We start from the raw sequence: 17,869 nt of genomic DNA, 5'->3' as shown, positions 1-17,869 counted from the left end.
CGGCCGGCCATGCGCACATCGACCGGGTCGTACAGCCCTTGGGCCGCATCACCGATCACCGCAGTGCGGGCACCAAGGCCACGGGCGACGGGTATGGCGACCTTCTCCCGGAAGGGAAGATCAACTGTGAAACCGAGGAAGAGCGCTTCGTGCAGCGCCTGCTGATCACTGCGTTCGCTCCACTCTCTCAGCAGCGTGACGGGAGATGCGAACCGGGTGTGCTGTGCCGCGCTCATGGGTTCGTCTCCAGGATGCGCCGTCCCTCCGCGGTGAGGGTGTGGCAGTTGTCGCGGACGGCGAAGAGCCCCAGCTGCGCCGCCAGGGAGCCCAGTTGGGGGATGCGGGTGCCGATGTCGGAGTCTCCTTCGTCACCGGTCTTGAAATAACGCTCGTTGCGAAGGTGCAGACGGGAGAAGATCTTCAGCCCGCCGGTCGCGGGGTCGGTGCGCAGCTTCGCGAGGGCGACTCTGCGGGACTGGGCGAGCATGTCGTCCACCAGCCGGGCGGCCAGGTCGCGGACCGGCCGGCCGGCGTAGTCGCCGATGAGGCCGTCGACCCACGTCGGGTCGAGGAACTCGGCCCAGCGCCGCTGACGGCCCAGGAAGACGGCCTGTACGTCGTCCGGTAGATGACCCTCTCGGGAGCGCAGGGCACCCACCATCAGGAGCAGCACATTGGTCATCGGGGCATCGGCACCCTGCCTCAGGAGTTGCCGTTCGACAGGCAACAACTGACCCGCCGCGTTCTTGAGCGGAGGCAGGTCGTCCAGGACCCGCCGCACATTCGCATCCGGGGCCTGTTGTGCCAGCCAGTCGCGCAGTTCCTCGGCCGACCGGTCGGCCTCGCCGTCCTTGGAGCCGACACCGGCCACCAGTGCCGCCCACAGCCGACGCCAGGCGCCGACGGAGTAATGACGCAGCAGCACTCCCCGCCAACCGGCCGTCTCGGGAATCGCCGCCAGAACGGGATCCGTTGTCGCCTCGCCACCGAAGGCCACGGCGGAGCGCAGCGTCTCCTGATACCCGTCGCCCTCATGACCGTGGAGATCGATCGCCCGACCGAGGATACGGAGGGTCGCACGCCGAGTGCGGTCGGACGCCTCCCAGTCCCCCTGCGCAAGGGTTCCTCCACCGCGAGTTGCGGTCAGCACGTCCGTCAGCCATTCCCGCTCGGCCGGACACGGGACCCCAAGAGCCGCCTGCCCCACTGTCTCCAGGTCGGCGAAGGACACGACGTCAAGCGCCGCGAGAGACAGCAGAGGTGCGAAGAGTTCCTTGACCGCAGGAGGGCACGGGTGCCGGCCGGGTCTGAGCACTCCCTCCCGGACGTCCACGGTGCCGAGCACCGTGGCGGGTCCGCCGTACTGGTCCCAAAAGCCCCAGCGGCGGGGTGAGTACGACTGGCTCAGCTGCTCCTCGTCGGCGGCTCGCGCGAGTTCCAGTTCCTCTGTGCAGAAACGCCGCACCCGATCGACCCCGTGGGCAAGCCACGCCGGATCTGTCTCCGTGTGGTGCTGGAGCGCCGCCAGCAGGACCTCGCTGCGGCGGACCGCCCGGCGGCACCCGGTGATGTCCCAAGCGTTCCGTTCCGCGTGCGCCGCGATCGCGGCATACAGCGAGTGGTAACGGATGTAGCGGGTCACGGTGGACACTCCAGGAACCAACCGGTCCACCGCCCGCATCACCGGGCCCTCCACCGCCAGGGGATAGCGCCCGGACCGGACGCCCAATCCCTCGAGTGCCCATGCCGGCCCACGGACATCCGCTGTCACTTGCCACCTCTTGTTGGCTGCCGGAGCGTTGCATCGGCAGAAATTACCTGATCCTGCTTCAGGGTAGGTGCTGATTTCGGACGAGAGGCCAGTACGGTCAACTGGATTATGCAAGGTGCCAGGACACGCCCGATCCATCCTCAAGGCGTCCACGACTGGACTTTCGGCAACGCCGGGGGGCGCTGGCGCAGGCGCCCGGTACCAACCCCCTGGGGCAGCGCCGACAGACAGCGCATCAACGGACTCCCCCCGTGTTCTCCACACCAGGGCGGCTGCGAGTTCCCAGAGCACTTGAGGTCTGGCCGAGTTGGTGCGGCACCATCGGGACGGCACTGGTCCTACTCCGGAGTGCGCCGCCTATTGTCACCGATCTGGGGCCCTGGACCGCCAGGTCCGACGCCAAGGAACTGCGCCTCGAATTGACATCGAGGCATGCCTCAGGCGCCGGTAACCGGGGTCAGAAGGCTCGCAGCCTCTCGATGTGATGTCTCTGGTGTTTTTCGTCCTGTTCGATGTGCACACTGACAAGCACTCTTTGACCGTCCGGCTTGTAGTAGATGCGGCCAAGTCGCTCGCTTCCCGCGATGCCCGTCGCCAATTCCGTCACCTCAAACCAGCCACGCATTCCCGAAAGGTTCTTCCCGACAGGGCGCCCAGAGTCGATTTCAGCAAGTGCTTTCATCGTGGACGCTGGCGAGTCGAGGTTGGCGATCACATCGACTGCATCGAGAACGAACTCAAGGCGGCTGAACGCCCGAGGCAGGAAGTCAATGACGCCCCCGCGCCGAGGCCGTTGCGCGGTCGCGGCCCGAAGTCGTTCCGTCTCTAGGCCCTCAAGTTCCGACACTCTCCCAAGAAGTGCGTCTACCTGCACCGCCAAGTTGTCAGCGCGTGCTCCGCTTTCTGCCGCTTCCGAGTCGGCCGCTCGCACACGCTCCAGCAGCAAGGAGTTCTCGGCAAGAGCTAGTTCTCGAAGTTCCTCGGCGTCAGCGAGGTTCTTCACCAGTTCCGCCGTGTCAGCCATGCCTCCCAGGCCTTGTCGAAGCACGGCGAGTTGCTCTTGCAGCTCTGAATGACGGCGTTCTGCGAGGGCAACGGATTCTCGGTATCGATGCTCGCTCGCTTCCGCGTTCGCAAGATCGTGACGGAGCTGCGCGACCTCACGTTCAGCCGCCTCGCCCTTGCGTGTCGCGACGTACAGTTGGTTGAGCAGCTCCTCGATCCGAGCCTCGGCATCAGCAAGGCGAGCTGTGGTCGGATTTGTGCCTGGCACCGTCGGCGCGAGAGACGACGGCAGTGCGATGACATCCCCGACGAGCGCTAGTGCTTCGGCCTGGCTGCCCTTGAACCGAAGGCGCACGAACCAGTCGTAGAAGTTGCCGTCATCTGCTGGACGATGGCTGACGTCCCAGCGCTGGATGCTGAGACCCGCGTCCTCAAGCGCTGACACCAAGCTGCTGGCGACGTGCTCCGACGCGTTGAAGACGACGGTATGCCCGTACTGGTTGGATTCGAGGTGCCACTCGACGTCGAAACCGCTGGTCTTCTCCAGCGGTTTACCGGTAATGGGAGCGTACGGAACCTCTGCTCCGATAAACAGGAAACGATCGCAGTCCGCGAGTTCCCAGCTCGTTCCGTCCAAGTCGATGAGATCACCCTGCCGGAGTGGGTAGACGGAGCCCGCATACGCGACGCCCGCGTATCCATCGGGAGTCAGACGAATCGGACGGCGGACTCCAGACTCGACTTCCGTTCCGTGATCAAGCACTCGCACGAGTGCCTTGGCGCTCGCCATGTCACGCCGTTCCGCATCGACACTCCGGGTGCCCCCACTGACGCTTGCAGGCGGCGCACGGCTTGTAGTACAGGTGTTCCCGCAACTGGGCCTCTGTCGCACCGTCGCGCACGTGCCGGGTGAAGGCCCTTGAATTGTGCCGATACAGCACGTCGCCGGGAACGGTCGCCTGGTCCTTGTCCCTCGCCACATTCGCACGGACGACCAGTCCCGCCTGTGGCACGACCACGGACTCCTCAGGTGCTTTTGGGTGCGCGGCTGCACCTCCGGGCATAGCGGAAGCCGGGAGGCCAAGACCGAACTCCAGGTCGTAGTACGACGCCGTGACTCGATCGTGCTTCTGGCTTGATGACGCCTCGACCGACAACACCAAGTCGTCGTCGAGAACGACCTTCAGCTCGAGGCGCTCGTGCAGTGGCGGCGCGGTCTCGTCGACGCCGAGTGTGATCATTCCCAGCGACGTTCGCCGCTCGCTCGCCTGCGGGTGTGATGACAACGCGGTCGGAGTGGCGATCGGAAATTTCGCCTTCCCATCCGTCGGATCCGCGCAGTACAGGTGGAGGGTTTCGTGCTTGACGTCTCCACCGAGAGGCATTTCAGTGCCCGCAGCGAGGAGTGGCATCAACGACCCACGGGCGAGCTCGAGTTCGATGGGCTTTGCCAGTCGGAGCCTCTGCCTGTCATGCGCGATCCACGCAGCTCCTTGTGAGATCAACGTGGCACTGTTCGTCGGCACCTCAACTCGGTCCGGACCGAACAGCTCGTGCAGCCGGCTCCGAATCGCGGGCATGGCCGCCATGCCACCGACCACTACGACCAGCGAGACCTGCCCGGGCGCCATCGACAAGCTGCCGAGCAGCGACTCGATCTCATCAATACCTGCCGTCACGAGCGGCCGCGTGATCTCCTCCAGCTCCTGACGAGTGAGCCGGTACTGCAACGTGGCACCTGACTGGAAGTAACTTGGCCGGTAGAACGTCACGTCAACACGGTCAGCCGAGAGCTCGATCTTGTTGCGCTCCGCGTCCTGGAGGAGCCGGAGCTCGGCCTCAGGGATCGCAAGGTCGTCGTCAGTGGCACTTCCGCGAGCCCGAGCGCGCTTCACGACCTCGTCGCGAATTACCTTGTCGAACTCGTCGCCGCCGACCTGGGTCGAGCCACCGTTACGAAGTTGTCGCACCTGGTCTTCGTCGACTCGGCAGAGAGTCAGGTCCAGCGTTCCGCCGCCCCAGTCGACAACCAGGACGTTTCGTCGTGCAAGCCGTCGTGCCATCTCTTCTGGGTCGGTTGCTCCCCGGATGAACCCGTACAGGGCGGCGAGCGGCTCGTGGACGAACTGGGCTATACGCATCCCGGCCCCGGCGAACGCCTCTCGCAGCGCCGCGCGGCGGTGCCCATTCATGGTCACGGGGATCGTGACCACAGCGTTGTCGAGGCTGCCGAGCACCTTCCGCTGCGGACTGCGCAGGGACTCCGACCGGACGTGCCGCACGACGTCCGCAACGATGTCCACAGGGCTCCGGTCGACGCCTCCGACTGCGATCGCCTCCTCGCCGAGGAGGAACTTCGGTGATTTCACCGTGTTGCCGTGCACCCCAATGCCCGCGGCACCCAACGCGTCCTTGGCATCGCGGCCGACGACTACCTGCTCGCCCTCATACCGGACGATCGAGGGATGTGGCCGGCCAGTCTCGACGTCCATCACGTCGATCACGCGGTCACCAACTACCACCGAAACAAGGCTGTTGGTCGTTCCGAAGTCGAACCCGACGATCACGCGAAGCCTCCAGCCGCGTCCTTCAGCTGCTCGACCTCACGCGTGAGGGCAAGCAGAGAACGGTCGAGGAACTCCTCCGCGACGTCGGGCGCACCGTTCCGGAGTGCGTGCAGACCATCGGTAAGCAGATCGATCTCACCCCCGAGACGCCGGATGATGCGCGTTCGCAGCGTTTCGTAGTCGTCCGCCATATGGCTCTTGTCGACCACTCTGTTATCGCGCTCGGCCGCGAGCTCCTTCTGCAGTCGCACCACGTCGGCAGAGAACGCGTCGGCGCGAGCCAGCGCAGATTGCTCACGCTCCTCGACGGTCGAAAGCTCATTGCGGAGCCGAGTCTCGCGATTCCGAGCAGCGGCAGCCTCACTCTCGAGATGTGTGACCTGCCGTTCCAAGCGGACGATCCGGGCGAGGTAGTTCGCGCCGACGATCCCGAGCACCTTGTGATCGCTGCTTGCCCCGACCTGGCTGGCGGCTCGCTCCAGCCCTGCTGCCTCTGGGGCCTCGTACCTCCAGAGGGAGTCGTACGACGCATCGATGAACTGATCCAGGGTCCACTCACGTTGGAGTGCGCGGAGGAGTCCGTAGCACGCGATCGCATGCCTGACGAGGCGCTCACTGTCTGCGGCTTTGAACTGCTTCGGGGCCGCTCCAAGTTCGTCGGCGACCCGCTGAGCCGCGGCACGCACGTGTTCGATCGAGAGCTGCGGATCCTTGCGGGGATCGACCAACTGGTCCACCCTGCCGCCGAACACCGGGCTGTGGCCCAGTGCGACTACCGCGAGGTCAACGAGCCGGTTCAACGCCGGTGCGAGGCCACCGTCCTCGGCGCGCTTGAGCGGGACCCCTTGGCGCGCCGCGTACTGAAGCAGCTTGAACGGGGCCGACAACGTTGGGTCTGTCGGCGCGAGAGACTCGATCTGCGCACTCTGTGACGCGATGCCCTCATCGGTAATCGCCAGCTTCTTGAGGTCCTCCCTCGAGATCTCAAGCAGTCGAGCGTTCGACTCGTAGGCGAACGTCAGCAACTCCTCGATCGAGGTAATGATCGGCTTCGGTTTCGTCTTGGACTTGGCCCGCTGTGTCCCCTTCTCCGCAGCGGGTGCCGCTGACGCATTGTCAGTAGGCGCGGCCGAGCCGGTGCCATCGCCGGTAGCGGTAGCCGATGCGGGGTCGCTCGGCCCCGACTCCGCGCCGGGCTCTGGAATGGTCTCGTTGCTCAACGTCCTACCTCTTGCAATCGGGTCCGAAATCCTGCGTACCAGGCGCCCGTCTCCTTGGAGTGCCTGAGCGCCTCGCCGTGTCGTGATGCACCATCGATGTCTCCCACAGCGAGCAGCGCCTCAGCCGCGATGAGTCGGACCTTGAATTGGTCCTGGGGCCGGAGCTCGCCCAGCGAGGGCAGTAGCTGGGTGACCATGGATGACTGTGTCCCGTCCAAAGCCGTCGCACCGAGGTCCAGGAGGTCCTCGGTAACGGAGTCGCTCAAGGCCCGATCGAAGCTTCCGTGTGACCGGTCGGCCAGGCTTGTCGTGACGAATGCGCCGCCTGCGAGGAGGGATCGGAACCGCGCCGCGACATCGGAGACACGGTGGCTGTTGGTCTTGCGCACCGCAAGTTCGAACTGGTTGTAGTGCAACGCGACCAACCCGCAGATCGCCTCCGCTGCGGGGCGGTCGAAGGTCGACAGCAGAGAGACCGCACTGTTGTACCGCTGCTCGTAGATCGTCGCGCCCGACGCATCTACCCGGCTGGGGTCCTCGACCGCTTCACGCGCGAGTACGCCGTACAGGTATGCCGCCACACCTTCGCGGTAACGGCGGGCCGTCACCCCTCGGCCGGCACGCATGATGAAGGTGTCGATTGCGTTGAGACTCAACTCGCGGCTGGAGATGAGCTTCTCCAAGGCCTGGTCGACGAGGCAGAGGTCCTCTTCCTCGGCAAGGCAGAAATCGAACTCAAACGTCCGCTCCAGCGGGCCATTGGAGACGGCCACTGTCTGGACGCCGACCTTCACCGACGCGAGGAAGTCGGCGGCTTCAGATGTGGAGGTTTCGCGGCCGTTGACGGTGATGGATTCGACATCCGATGTCACCCAATCGGCGGAGCTGCTGGAGCTCGTGACCATCAAGCGCGTGCGCCCGCACTCTCGTCCCCTGAAGAGGAGGATCGGCCGCTTGGTCGCATGACCGTCGAAGCGGTGTGCTCGGCGGGCGCGCTCGGACGAGAAGACGAGCCCACACTCAGCGCAGGGAAACCGAGGGGGCTTTGGCGGGGCTGGCGGTCCGGCCGATTCGAGTCCGGTCGGCTCATGGAACTCCATGTAGCCGGTGTGCCAGAACCCCACGTACCCCCCTGTCACTTGCTGATCCGCGTCCCCTACGCCTTCGGAAGGCTAGTCCGAGCGCACGAACTTTGCGAGGTCGCCGGTTGAGTGAGACCGACCTGTGATGGGCTGTCATGTCGCGTTGGTGTGGGTGTAGATGCCGGTGCGAGGCCCCTGCACCGTCACAACGGCCGATGATCCGCGGGTACCTGGCCAGCCAGTCCGATGCGATGTGCTTGCTGGTGCGGTCCTGCCAGTCCGGCCGGAAGGCGTACGCGTCTGCCGGGATGTGGGCGGCTTCCGCCAGCAGCAGTTCCTCGTAGGCGTACCGGCATACGACAGTGCGCGGACGGCGCCCGTGCACCTTGACCAGTGCCCGGCCGGTGGGGCCCGCGAGGATGTCCCGCCCCTGAACGTACACAAGATCCTCAACGGCGAGCCCGCAGCCGACACCGAGACAGAGCAGCAGGCAGCACCTGAGGATTCGGGTCCGAGCCAGCTGACTGGCGCAATGTCCGGATTATGCACCGGCCGAGGATCTCGGCCGTCCGTTCGGGAACAGTGATCAGACCCCGTTTCGACTCTCACGCCTTCAGCGCGGGCGCTCCGAGTTGATCGAGCATTGACTGGGCTTCGATCTGGATCGCGCTGATTTTGCGGTCCAGGTCGGTACGGAAAGCCCTAGCGTCGCGAACTGACCGGTTCACCTCGTCGATCGCGCGGAGCGCCTTGCCGAACTCGTCGTCGAGTTCAAGACGCACCTGGATAAGCGTCTTGCTCGAGATGTCATCGCACTGCGCAAGGACGCGGCCGACCAGGGCGTTCCGGCGGCGCATCTTTTCCCTTGCAGCATGCACCTCCTGACGCTCCTCTTTGACGACCGCATAGGCTTCAAGGGCAACAGGGAGTACAGCGCCGCCGATTTTGGCAACCTTTCCGATGTTGTTCGCCCAGCGCACGGCCTGGTACGGCTTGAACTTGATGTCGACGAGCTTTCCAGCCTTGTAGACGATCTTGTGCCCCGCGCTGCCTGCCGACTTTTTGATGCCGTCGCCTGCGCCCCAGACTTTCTGGAAGGCCTTCAGATGCTCGATCGACTTCGGACCCCAGGCTGGGACGCGGGGTTGCTTCCGACCTGGCTGGCGTGCCAGGCCTGGGTCTACCGGGATGTTCTGCGTCTCGATGTCCCCTTGGACATCAAGGGCGAGCAACTGGCGGGCGTACGGCGACGCCTCGATTTCCCGTACCTCGGAGGTCAAGTCGGCAAGTTGAGAGGCCAGGACGGCGCGTACCCCGTCCAGGAACCTCTGGTTCGCCGAGCTCAGCTCGTCGTTCAGAGTCACGGAGGCGGCGTCGACCCTAGACCAGTCGCGGTTCGGCGACTCCTGGATCGACTCCACCGTGTCGGCGAGGTGCTCGGCTGCCCGGATACACGCTGTGCGGAACTCGGTTGCCTGCCGTTCGAGGGCCGAGTCCAAGAGCCCGCGGCGCGTTGTGAGCGCACTGCGCTGGCGTGCGAGGACAGTCAAGACTGCTTCCTCGTCGGGGTCGTCTGTGAGCGCGGCGAGTGCCTCGCCCGCGACGAGGGCGACCCGCTGGAGCGCCACACGGAAGCTGGCCAAGTCGCCGCGGGCCCGCGCGATCCGGTTGATCGCGTCCGTGACCTTGTCCATCCGGGACGCCGCGATGCGGCGGGCGGCCCGCGACGGGTCCACCTCTAGCGCTTCCAGGTAGGTTTTGGCGTCGCACTCGACCCATGGCACCTGGTCGGCGAAGCTGCCGAGAGCGTGGCCAAGGCCGCCGAACGACTCGGGCGGCACCACGCCGACGGCGTGCTTGTACGAGCCCGCAGCAAGAACCGCTGGGCCTTCATGGCGTGGGGCGACCCCTACCTGGTCCTGCTCAATCCCCCGGCACTCGTCTGGCGCACCTACCAGGTACGACTCCCTGCCACACCGGAATCGCGGTTCAGCGGCGGCGACCTTTCCGCGGTACCCGGCCGCGTCGGTTCTCCGACCCCGCTGCAGAAAGGCCCGCCGGAAGCTCTCACGAAGATTCTCGCCGAAGCAGGCCTCACCTACCCGGAGTTGGTCAGTCGCCTGTTCACACTCGACACGTGACGGGGAAAGAAAGCGATCAGTGCCGTGACGCCACCGGCGACGGACCGTCGAGCGGCTGCTTCCCCTGGGTCGACCTCGTCTCACCGTCACGCCGCTGCTCAAGGCGGGCAGGCGCGATGATGGTGGGAGCCTGTCCCGGAGGCAGGGAGCCGTCCGCTCCGAGCACTTGGCAACGCGCCAGTCCGTGCCGGTACCACAGTGCGGCCGTCCACGCACAGAGCAGCGCGTCGATGAGGTCCTCCCGGTGCTTGTAGTCAGCCGCCTTCTGAGGTGAGGGCTCGGAGAGCAGTTGACGGGAGACCGGGTGGGAGGAGAGCAGCAGGGGCGGATCGGCGGTGGCCAGGCCCGCCATGTGCCCGATCAGCCTGTCGCACTCCGCCGCCCGTACCGCTCGCCACTGTGCCGTCGGAACTCGTGCCGGGCGGCGCTTGTACGTGGGGCGTTTCTGGTCGTACCCAAGCTCGGCGGCTCCGACCAGGGTCGTGTACGGATAGCACTCGGGGAAGACCCAGCCGCCGGTCTGCGGCCCGCCCCTGCCGTCGTCGTAGGACCAGCCCGACTCGTCCAGCCGTTCCCGCAGCAGCACTCCGGCCTGTCGGGGAGAACTCTGGTTGGTACTGTTCGCGCTCACCTTCCAACGGCCGTACCGCTGGCCGACCTCCCTCTCGCACAACCGCTGACCGGCCGGGTTGTCGACGACCAGCGGTGCGTCGACGAACGCCAGGGTCGATCCGTCGACGGCTGTCCTGGCCAGCCATGACATCGTCTCCTCGAGGCCACGGGTCCAGCCGCATTCGATCACCACGCCGTGCGCGTCGATGGCAGCCACGCCTGTTTCATTGGGCTTGGTGCGGGCTCCGCTCTGCGCCCAGGCGAGGTCGATGCCTATGAATCGTTCGATCCGCATGCATTCGTAGTACCAGAGAACCGGAACCGGCCACCGGTGAGGCGCGGTACTCCTCAGCCAGCGCCCCCATGGTGTGGTGACCGAGGAGATCCCTCACCGGTGCCCGACGTCGCCTCGGGCGGGCCGCCTGCGGACTCACGGAAGTCCGGGCCGAAGTGGGCCTTTTCCAGACGGAGTTGATACGGCAGTTGTTCGAGGACGCCACCTGAGACTCTATGCTGCACAGGCATATGCAGAGTCAACAGGGGGCCTTGGGCGACGGCGTCCGTGCCGACGGCAAAACCGGAGGGGAACGGTGGTGTCACACTCCGCGCCGAACGAGGGCGGGGTAAACGGGGGAACGGCCGAGAGGCCATCCGCTGCGTTCGAGCGGGCCGTTGCCGCCTACGCCCACGGAAACTTCGCGCTTGCCGTCAGCCATCTGCGGCTGTTGGAACGCGATGCCGACACCGGCCACGCGGTGATCGACGCCCGCCACGCTGCCTTGCGCGGGGCACTCGCGGCTCGCGCCGGCAACTGGACGGAGTGCTGTGACTGGTACATCCGGTCACTGGTTCCTTCAGGAGCCGTCGGTGCCCGTTCGCCCGAGCTGACCGAGCCCTGCCACAACGATGACTGCACCTCATCTGCCGACAACCGGTGTGGCCAGTGCTCCCGCTCGTTCTGCGCGGCGCACGGCGCCGAAAGCATGGACGAGGTCTCCCGCTGCGGCCCGTGCCTCGATGTGGCAGTGCACAACCTGGTGCATGCGGCGATTCTGGCCGACCGTGTCAAGGCTGCCGCAGAGGCACTCGCTCCATGGGTCGGCGCTGCGAACTCGGTGACAGCGCAGGCACTGCTGGCGTGTCTCGCCCCGGAACATACCGTGGGCTTCGGTGAACAGACCGACGTGCTCGAGTCGTTCGCTCCGGAGCGGCGCAAGGCGCTTGCGCTGTTCCGTGCGTCCGTGACGCTCGCCGACGTGGACCTGGAACGGGTGAGTGCCCCGGTGTCTGACACGGCGTCCTCGTCGTTCCCGGCGCTGTACAAGTGGCTGCGCCCCTGGAGAGCCCGTGGGCTGAGCCGTGCGGGTCGGCACGCCGAGGCGTGGCAAGTCCGGTACGAGGACTGGCTGGCGAGACCGGTCGACACCGTGGTCGTGCACGCCCTGGCCGTCGAGGCTCTCCGGGTCTTCGCGGACGGCACCGAAACGGACAGGCGGAGGCGTCTGGCGTCCGCACGGCAGGCCGTGGCCTGCTGGGCGATGGTTCTGCACTCCCCCTCTTACTGGGAGGAACTGGCGCGGCGCTCCGGGCACCCATGGACGCCCGACGAGCGGAAGGACGCCTCGGACCAGGTCGCCGAGCGTATCCGCCAGGTCCTGCGGGACGACGACAGGGCTGCGGAACGGCCGGTGGTGGACAGCCTGGAGCTGGCCTGGGACGTCGAGCTCGCCGCTGCCCGTTGCCTGGCCGGGGTCCTGGTCACGACGGACTGCGGATGGCCCGTTCAGGCCGGCAGCGACCTCACTTTCGGCCCCGGTTTCCTCGACCTCCTGCGGTCGGCCGGAGCCCCGTGGGAGGCCCTGGCCGAGGAGGTCGACGGCTGGGTGTCGGACGCGGGCCGTTCGGGTGAGGCGAGCGGCGATCGGCTCCGCGATTTGATGTCACCCGAGGGGCGTTACACGATGCTCCTGGAGACCGGCAGGTTCGACCAGGTCATCGCGGCACTCCAGGCCGGGACGGCGACGGAACGCCGGGCCCGGGGGGACGCCGGGCCTCAGCACGGCCCGCAGCGCATCCTCGGCGCGGCACTGGTCGCCCGGGCACGCGACCATCTGAAGGCCAAGCGCTGGTCCGAAGCGGTACGGGACTTCGAGGACGCGGCGGGCGCCGGCGCCTCGCTCACCCTCCATGAGGAGGAGATCGGCCGGGCAGGCCGGCAGGCCGGACTCGCTCTGGTGCAGAACCGTGTCAGGCCGGACTGGCAGGCGTATGCCGGCCTTCTCCAGCGCGCCCTCGACCTGGCACCGGAAGACGAGGAACTGAAGCGGAACCTGGCTGTCGGGTGCGTGCACCTGGGTCGGCAGGCCCAGCATCAGGGGGACCAGGACAGGGCACGTGCCCGCTTCGCTCAGGCGTACGAGCTGGATTCCTCGAACGAAACCGTCGTCGCAGCGCTGAACGAATCCGACACCCGGTGGGCCGAAGACCTCCTCCAGAAGCAGCCCATGTCCGTGCTCACGCGTGCCATCACGGAACTGCGCAGGATCCTTGACCGCGACGCCACCCTCCGGCCCGTCCGCAAGGCCTTGGCAACGGCTCTGTACGAGCGCTCCCTCGATGTGGCCCTGACCGGCGCCCGCGCCGAGGCCATGGGTCTGATGAGGGAGGCCCGCGGCCTCCTGGAGCCGGGCTCCGACGACTGGGCTCCGGGGCGGGGGCCGAAGGAGGCCGTCGCGACCGGGCTCTGCGAACGAGCGTTTCCGGTCGACGTGTCCGACGAGGACGAGCTGCGGAACGCGGTCGACGTGATCGCCGTCGCCCGCACCTACGAAGTCCTCCCGGGTATCGCCGACGAACAGGCCGCGCTCCTGGCCCACCTCATCGGACTGTTGTGCCGGAACGAGGACTACGACGAGGCCATACGGCTCGTCCGCCGGTGCCCACGAGACGCCGAGGACCGCAGCGGACTCGACAGGGCCCTCGCCGAGGCCTACGCCGGACGCGCCCGTCGACGACTCTCCGAGGGCGACACCGCCGCCGCCCACTCCGACGTACGGGCGGTTCGCAAGTACGACCCGACGCATCCGCTGGCTCTTTTCGGGCCGGGCGATGCCGATCAGCTGTGGTGAGGGGAAGACACGGGGTGACCATGTCCATGTTCGGTGATTCGCCGTACGAGGTGCTGGGTCTGGAGGTCGGTGCGTCCAGGGCCGACGTCCTGGCCGCCTACCAACGGTGTTCGAAGGCCGCCCGGCGCGATCGTGAACTGCGCGACCGCCTCTCCCGGGCGCGCAACGCCCTCTCCCGCCCCGGAGAACGTCGGGTGGCGGAGCTGTTGACACCGCTGCCCGGCGCACTGCCGCCCGATGCGAGCAGTGCGCTGCTCGCCGAGGCCCGTCGGCACATGTCCCGAGTCGCCCCCCTGATGCCCGACCCGGCGAGCTTCGCCCCGCCGTCCGGCTGACGGCCCCACGACTGCTCGGTGATCCGCCTCTGTACGCCTCACGCCCCTTCAAACGTCCCGGGAGCCTGCGTTGACCGCACCGTCCTCCGCACAGCCCGACTCCGACTCAGAACGTCTGATAGCGCAACTGCGCAGACGGTGCGAGGCGTTGGAGCGGCGACGCACCCAGTACGAGGACGAACTGGCGCGGAAGGACGCCGAGTGGGAGACGTCGCTCCGCCGCCTGCTCACCGGCCTGCTCGACGTCGACGACGCGCTCGCGGAGTCCCTGCGCTGGTCGGCACGCCGGCACTCCACTCTGCCGCATCACGCCGCCGCGCCGCTGGTGAGCCTGACGGAACAGGTGTCCGCCGCGCACAGGCTGCTGCGCCGCCAGTTGCTGACCGCCGATGTCAGGCCGATGGACCTCGTGCACCAGCGCGCCGAACCTGGGATCGCACGGGTCGTGGGTGCCCGACCCACATCCAGACACCCCGCCGACCTGGTGCTGGAGGAACGCGTACCGGGCTTCTACCTGGGGCAGCAGGTGCTGCGGACAGCCGAGGTCGTGGTCGCCGTCCCCGGCTCCGACAGTGACATCGGCCCTGACCCGGAACCGTCTCAGGAACCGGTGAGGGAGCCGGAGCAGCCCGGCCGGTCGACGGCGGCACGACGGCAGCCTCGGCGACTGCCGCGGCACAAGCGCCGTACTCGCCGCCGTTCCTGACCCTCCAGCTGCGGAATCCCTTCCACTGCCCGGTACCGCACAGCCCGCCCACTCCAAGAACAGGAAGCCTGAAGTGCACAGGACACTCGGAATCGACCTCGGCACCACCAATTCGGTCATGGCCTGGATCAAGGACGGCGAACCGGAGGTCATCGCGACCGCACCGGAGGAGAGCGGGACTCCGTCGGTCGTGGGCCTCTCCGGGGACGGAACTCTCCTAGTCGGACGGGAGGCACTGAACTGGCTGGAGCGGGACGCCTCGCGGGTGATCACCACGGTCAAGCGCCTCATGGGCCGCCAGTTCAAAGACCCGAAGGTGCGGCAGGCCGTCCTCCGTATGGGGCAGGGCGGTCCGGAGATCACCGAGGGGCCGGACGGCGGAATCCTGGTCAGACTCGGAGACCACGACTACACCCCGGTCCAGATCTCCGCGATCATCCTCAGGCGGCTCAAGCGGGACGCGGAGGAACGCCTCGGTACGACGTTCACCCGCGCCGTGATCACCGCGCCCGCGTACTTCGGCGAACGGCAGATCGCGGCCATCCGTGAGGCGGGCAGACTGGCCGGGTTCCACGTGGTACGGGTGCTCATGGAACCCACGTCGGCCGCGCTCGCGCACGGCCTCGGACGCGCTCATGATGCCGACCAGGCAACCGTCCTCGTCTACGACCTCGGCGGTGGCACCTTCGACGTCTCGATCCTGACGCTGATGCCCGGGTTCGTCGATGTGCTCGGCGTGGGCGGGGACAACCTGCTCGGCGGCACGGACTTCGACGGCAGCCTGGCCGATCACCTGCAGGAACTCCTCGACGAGCGCAGCCCCGGCCACGACCCCCTGCCGGGTGACGCCTCGAAGATCCGGAAGGCCGCGGAGCACGCCAAGATCCGCCTGTCGGCGGCGTCCTCGACCGAGGTGATCGTGTCTCCGCTCGGCGAGTCGGGCGCCGTCCTCTCGGAGACCGTCGACCGGAAGCACTTCGAGAACCTGATCGCCGAGCGGATCGAGGAGACCGTCGACCTGACCCGGCGGACCGTGACGGAGGCGTCCCTGCTGCCGGAGGACATCGACCAGGTCCTCCTGGTCGGTGGCTCGAGCGCCATCCCCCTGGTGGCGGAACGACTGGCGGAGCTCTTCGGCCGCGAGAAGCTGCGCAAGGACGTGGACCCGATGACATGCGTCGCGCTCGGTGCGGCCGTCCAGTCGGCACTCGTCGACACCCTCGACTGCCCCGACTGCCGCGCGACCTGCCCGCTGGACGCCGACACCTGCTCCGACTGCGCCACCCCGCTCGTCGGCACTCCGACGGTCGAGTGCCCGGCCTGCCACGTCCCTGCGCCCGAGAACACCGGCTCGTGCCCCGTCTGCGCGTCGGACCTCTCCGCACTCTCGGCCCAGCGGCCCGCACCGCCCACCCCGTCCGTCTGCGGTGAGTGCGGAGAGGAGAACGATCCAGACGCGATGGCGTGCGACCTGTGCGGGGCGGAACTGCGCGACAGCGGCGGTCTGAAGTGCCCGAGCTGCGCATTCGTGAATCAGCCGGGCCTCGCCTCTTGCTCACTCTGCAACGCGGAGTTGCCCGTCGCGGCCCCGTCCGATGTGACTCCTCGTCCCATCGGCGTCCGTACCAGCGACGGCAGTCTGGTGATTCTGGTCGAGGCAGGCACCCGCTACCCGACAGAGCAGCCGATCCGGCACGATTTCCAGCTCACCGCCAATCCCGGGGACATGCTGGAGATCGCCCTGCACGAGGGAGACCTCCAGCCCGCGGAGCGCAACGACCTCTGCGGCGTCTCCATGTACGAACTGCCCGAGGGAAGCACGGGCACCAAAGCCCTCACTATCGCCGTGCACCTGGACGGGGACCGCTCGATCCGGCTGGAGACCCGGCTCGACGGAGCATCGTTCACCCCGGCCGTCTTCCGACGCAACCCGCTACCCCCGGAGTTCCGCAGGCGGGCGCGGGAGACACACGGGCGGTTCCAGACGTTCCTCGCCGACTGGCGTCATGAGCTCACCCCGGCGGAATCCGCGGTCCTGGCAGAGACGGCGACCGCACTGGAGCAGGTGGTCAGGGGCGAGGCTCCCGGGCGTTCCCTGGACACGCTCCTGGAAGACGCGGATGTCCTGCTGGAACGTCAGCAGAGCGTGCGCTGGGCCACGGCTCTCGCCTACCGCTATCCGCATCACGTGGCCGAGCTGATGCCGGACGACGATCTTGAGGCGATGCTGCGCCACCGCAGCGCCCTGAAGTCGATGCGCGAGGCGGCGGACTTCGACCGCGGACACAAGATCGCCGAGGAGGTGCTGAGCATCCGGCGCCGCCTCGGCGAGGACCTGTACAAGGTGATGAGCGCTCTGGCGTTCGCCTCGCACAACGGGGTCAACGCCGCGTTGCAGCAACGCATCCAGCAGACCGGCGACATGCTGACCGAGGCGGCGCGGCAAGGAAACCTCGCCCGGGTGGACGCGGCCAAGTCCCGGATCACCGACCTCTACGCGGACATGCGCCGGGAGCAGGCGGAGTTCCGGGCGCCGGAGCGCAGGACCGTGCGTCCTGAGAAGCCGGCCCGTTGACCCGTCGGCTCAGCGCATCGCCGTTCCACTCCGTCGTGGAGCCAGCTCCGCCCACACGGTCTTGCCGGGTGCGGCGGGGCGCGGGTCGGTGCCCCAGACGGTCGCCAGCCGGGCCACGAGCAGCAGTCCCCGGCCGGACTCCGCGTCGCCGGGCGCTTCGGGAACGGACCGGGGCGGCACCCGCTCGGTGCGGGTGTCCGTCACCTCCACGCGGAGGGTGTCGGAGGTTGCCGTCAGCCGGAGGTGGAAGTCCCGGCCGGGCACGTGACCGTGCCGTACGGCGTTGGCGGTGAATTCGGCCGCGATGAGGGTGAGGGTCTCGTTCGCTGCGGAGTCGTAGGCGTATCCCCACTGGTCCAGCCGATGCGAGACGAGACGGCGGGCGAGGCGGGCACCGCGCGGTGTGGAGGTGAAACACATAGCGAACTCGTGGAGGGCAGCCGGCGGTTGGGGCGTCGGCGCGATGGCGGTGTCCGAGGATTCCATGGCGGCGAGCCTGCCGGAGGCCACACGGCTCTGACCAGCCACGACGCCTGTACGGGGCTGGTCTGTACAGATCGTCGCGACGGACGTACAGGCAGGGGGCAAGTCCTCGTACGGGGGAACTTGTCGACGTTCAGGCTCGGCTGTTTCGCCACCGCACGTAGCGTGCTTCTTCGCGCTGCGTGCACGGTCGCACCGTGTACAGCCACGTACCAGAGCCGTGGGCGGACAGGTTGCCGGAGGT

13 protein-coding genes are annotated in these 17,869 nt (G+C 67.5%); 5 read left to right on the top strand and 8 right to left on the bottom strand.

Features of this window, described 5'->3' with window-relative positions:
- Positions 1-232: 232 nt before the first annotated feature.
- The 6 genes from QFZ74_RS26365 to QFZ74_RS26340 form a co-directional block, all read right to left on the bottom strand.
- On the bottom strand, positions 233-1,642 hold the full coding sequence (locus QFZ74_RS26365; RefSeq protein WP_307623323.1) for a hypothetical protein: 1,410 nt from the start codon (positions 1,640-1,642) through the stop codon (positions 233-235).
- 586 nt (positions 1,643-2,228) lie between these two features.
- Positions 2,229-3,566, bottom strand: coding sequence for a hypothetical protein (locus tag QFZ74_RS26360; RefSeq protein ID WP_307623322.1), 1,338 nt, complete (start codon positions 3,564-3,566; stop codon positions 2,229-2,231).
- A gap of 1 nt (position 3,567) precedes the next feature.
- Positions 3,568-5,343 carry an Hsp70 family protein gene (locus QFZ74_RS26355; protein ID WP_307623321.1) on the bottom strand — a complete coding sequence of 592 codons (1,776 nt, stop codon included), beginning with the start codon at positions 5,341-5,343 and terminating at the stop codon, positions 3,568-3,570.
- Positions 5,340-6,563, bottom strand: coding sequence for a hypothetical protein (locus QFZ74_RS26350; protein WP_307623320.1), 1,224 nt, complete (start codon positions 6,561-6,563; stop codon positions 5,340-5,342). Before QFZ74_RS26350 ends, QFZ74_RS26355 begins: the two co-directional genes overlap by 4 nt.
- Positions 6,560-7,435: a hypothetical protein gene (locus tag QFZ74_RS26345; protein WP_307623319.1), complete on the bottom strand. Its 876-nt coding sequence runs from the start codon at positions 7,433-7,435 to the stop codon at positions 6,560-6,562. Before QFZ74_RS26345 ends, QFZ74_RS26350 begins: the two co-directional genes overlap by 4 nt.
- 815 nt (positions 7,436-8,250) lie before the next feature.
- Positions 8,251-9,489, bottom strand: a complete 1,239-nt coding sequence (locus QFZ74_RS26340; RefSeq protein WP_307623318.1) for a LeoA/HP0731 family dynamin-like GTPase — start codon at positions 9,487-9,489, stop codon at positions 8,251-8,253.
- Between QFZ74_RS26340 and QFZ74_RS26335 the strand changes: the two genes are divergently transcribed.
- Positions 9,454-9,786, top strand: a complete 333-nt coding sequence (locus tag QFZ74_RS26335) for a hypothetical protein (protein ID WP_307623317.1) — start codon at positions 9,454-9,456, stop codon at positions 9,784-9,786. The genes QFZ74_RS26340 and QFZ74_RS26335 overlap by 36 nt on opposite strands.
- 16 nt (positions 9,787-9,802) lie before the next feature.
- Here the strand turns inward: QFZ74_RS26335 and QFZ74_RS26330 are convergent, their stop codons facing one another.
- Positions 9,803-10,693, bottom strand: a complete 891-nt coding sequence (locus tag QFZ74_RS26330; RefSeq protein ID WP_307623316.1) for a DUF429 domain-containing protein — start codon at positions 10,691-10,693, stop codon at positions 9,803-9,805.
- A gap of 865 nt (positions 10,694-11,558) precedes the next feature.
- On the opposite strand from QFZ74_RS26330, the gene QFZ74_RS26325 reads away from it, so the two are divergent.
- The 4 genes from QFZ74_RS26325 to QFZ74_RS26310 all read left to right on the top strand — a co-directional run bounded on the left by QFZ74_RS26325 (position 11,559) and on the right by QFZ74_RS26310 (position 17,142).
- Positions 11,559-13,526, top strand: a complete 1,968-nt coding sequence (locus QFZ74_RS26325) for a lipopolysaccharide assembly protein LapB (protein ID WP_307623315.1) — start codon at positions 11,559-11,561, stop codon at positions 13,524-13,526.
- 26 nt (positions 13,527-13,552) lie between these two features.
- Positions 13,553-13,861: a hypothetical protein gene (locus QFZ74_RS26320; RefSeq protein WP_307623314.1), complete on the top strand. Its 309-nt coding sequence runs from the start codon at positions 13,553-13,555 to the stop codon at positions 13,859-13,861.
- Between the two features lie 70 nt (positions 13,862-13,931).
- Positions 13,932-14,567 carry a nucleotide exchange factor GrpE gene (gene grpE / locus QFZ74_RS26315; RefSeq protein ID WP_307623313.1) on the top strand — a complete coding sequence of 212 codons (636 nt, stop codon included), beginning with the start codon at positions 13,932-13,934 and terminating at the stop codon, positions 14,565-14,567.
- Between the two features lie 73 nt (positions 14,568-14,640).
- Positions 14,641-17,142, top strand: a complete 2,502-nt coding sequence (locus QFZ74_RS26310) for an Hsp70 family protein (protein ID WP_307623312.1) — start codon at positions 14,641-14,643, stop codon at positions 17,140-17,142.
- A gap of 9 nt (positions 17,143-17,151) precedes the next feature.
- Here QFZ74_RS26310 and QFZ74_RS26305 read toward each other — a convergent pair whose 3' ends face one another.
- Positions 17,152-17,628: an ATP-binding protein gene (locus tag QFZ74_RS26305; protein WP_307623310.1), complete on the bottom strand. Its 477-nt coding sequence runs from the start codon at positions 17,626-17,628 to the stop codon at positions 17,152-17,154.
- Positions 17,629-17,869 lie beyond the last annotated feature (241 nt).

It is taken from the genome of Streptomyces sp. V3I7 (assembly GCF_030817495.1).
Classification (GTDB): domain Bacteria; phylum Actinomycetota; class Actinomycetes; order Streptomycetales; family Streptomycetaceae; genus Streptomyces.
Note: the sequence above shows the minus strand (reverse complement) of the source record. Positions and strands in the feature narration are given on the sequence as shown.

Bases quoted from the DNA above. Each gene is read 5' to 3' on its own strand.
- QFZ74_RS26330 (WP_307623316.1), bottom strand. From the start codon at position 10,693: ATGCGGATCGAACGATTCATAGGCATCGACCTCGCCTGGGCGCAGAGC.
- QFZ74_RS26320 (WP_307623314.1), top strand. From the start codon at position 13,553: ATGTTCGGTGATTCGCCGTACGAGGTGCTGGGTCTGGAGGTCGGTGCG.
- QFZ74_RS26305 (WP_307623310.1), bottom strand. From the start codon at position 17,628: ATGGAATCCTCGGACACCGCCATCGCGCCGACGCCCCAACCGCCGGCT.
- QFZ74_RS26360 (WP_307623322.1), bottom strand. From the start codon at position 3,566: ATGGCGAGCGCCAAGGCACTCGTGCGAGTGCTTGATCACGGAACGGAA.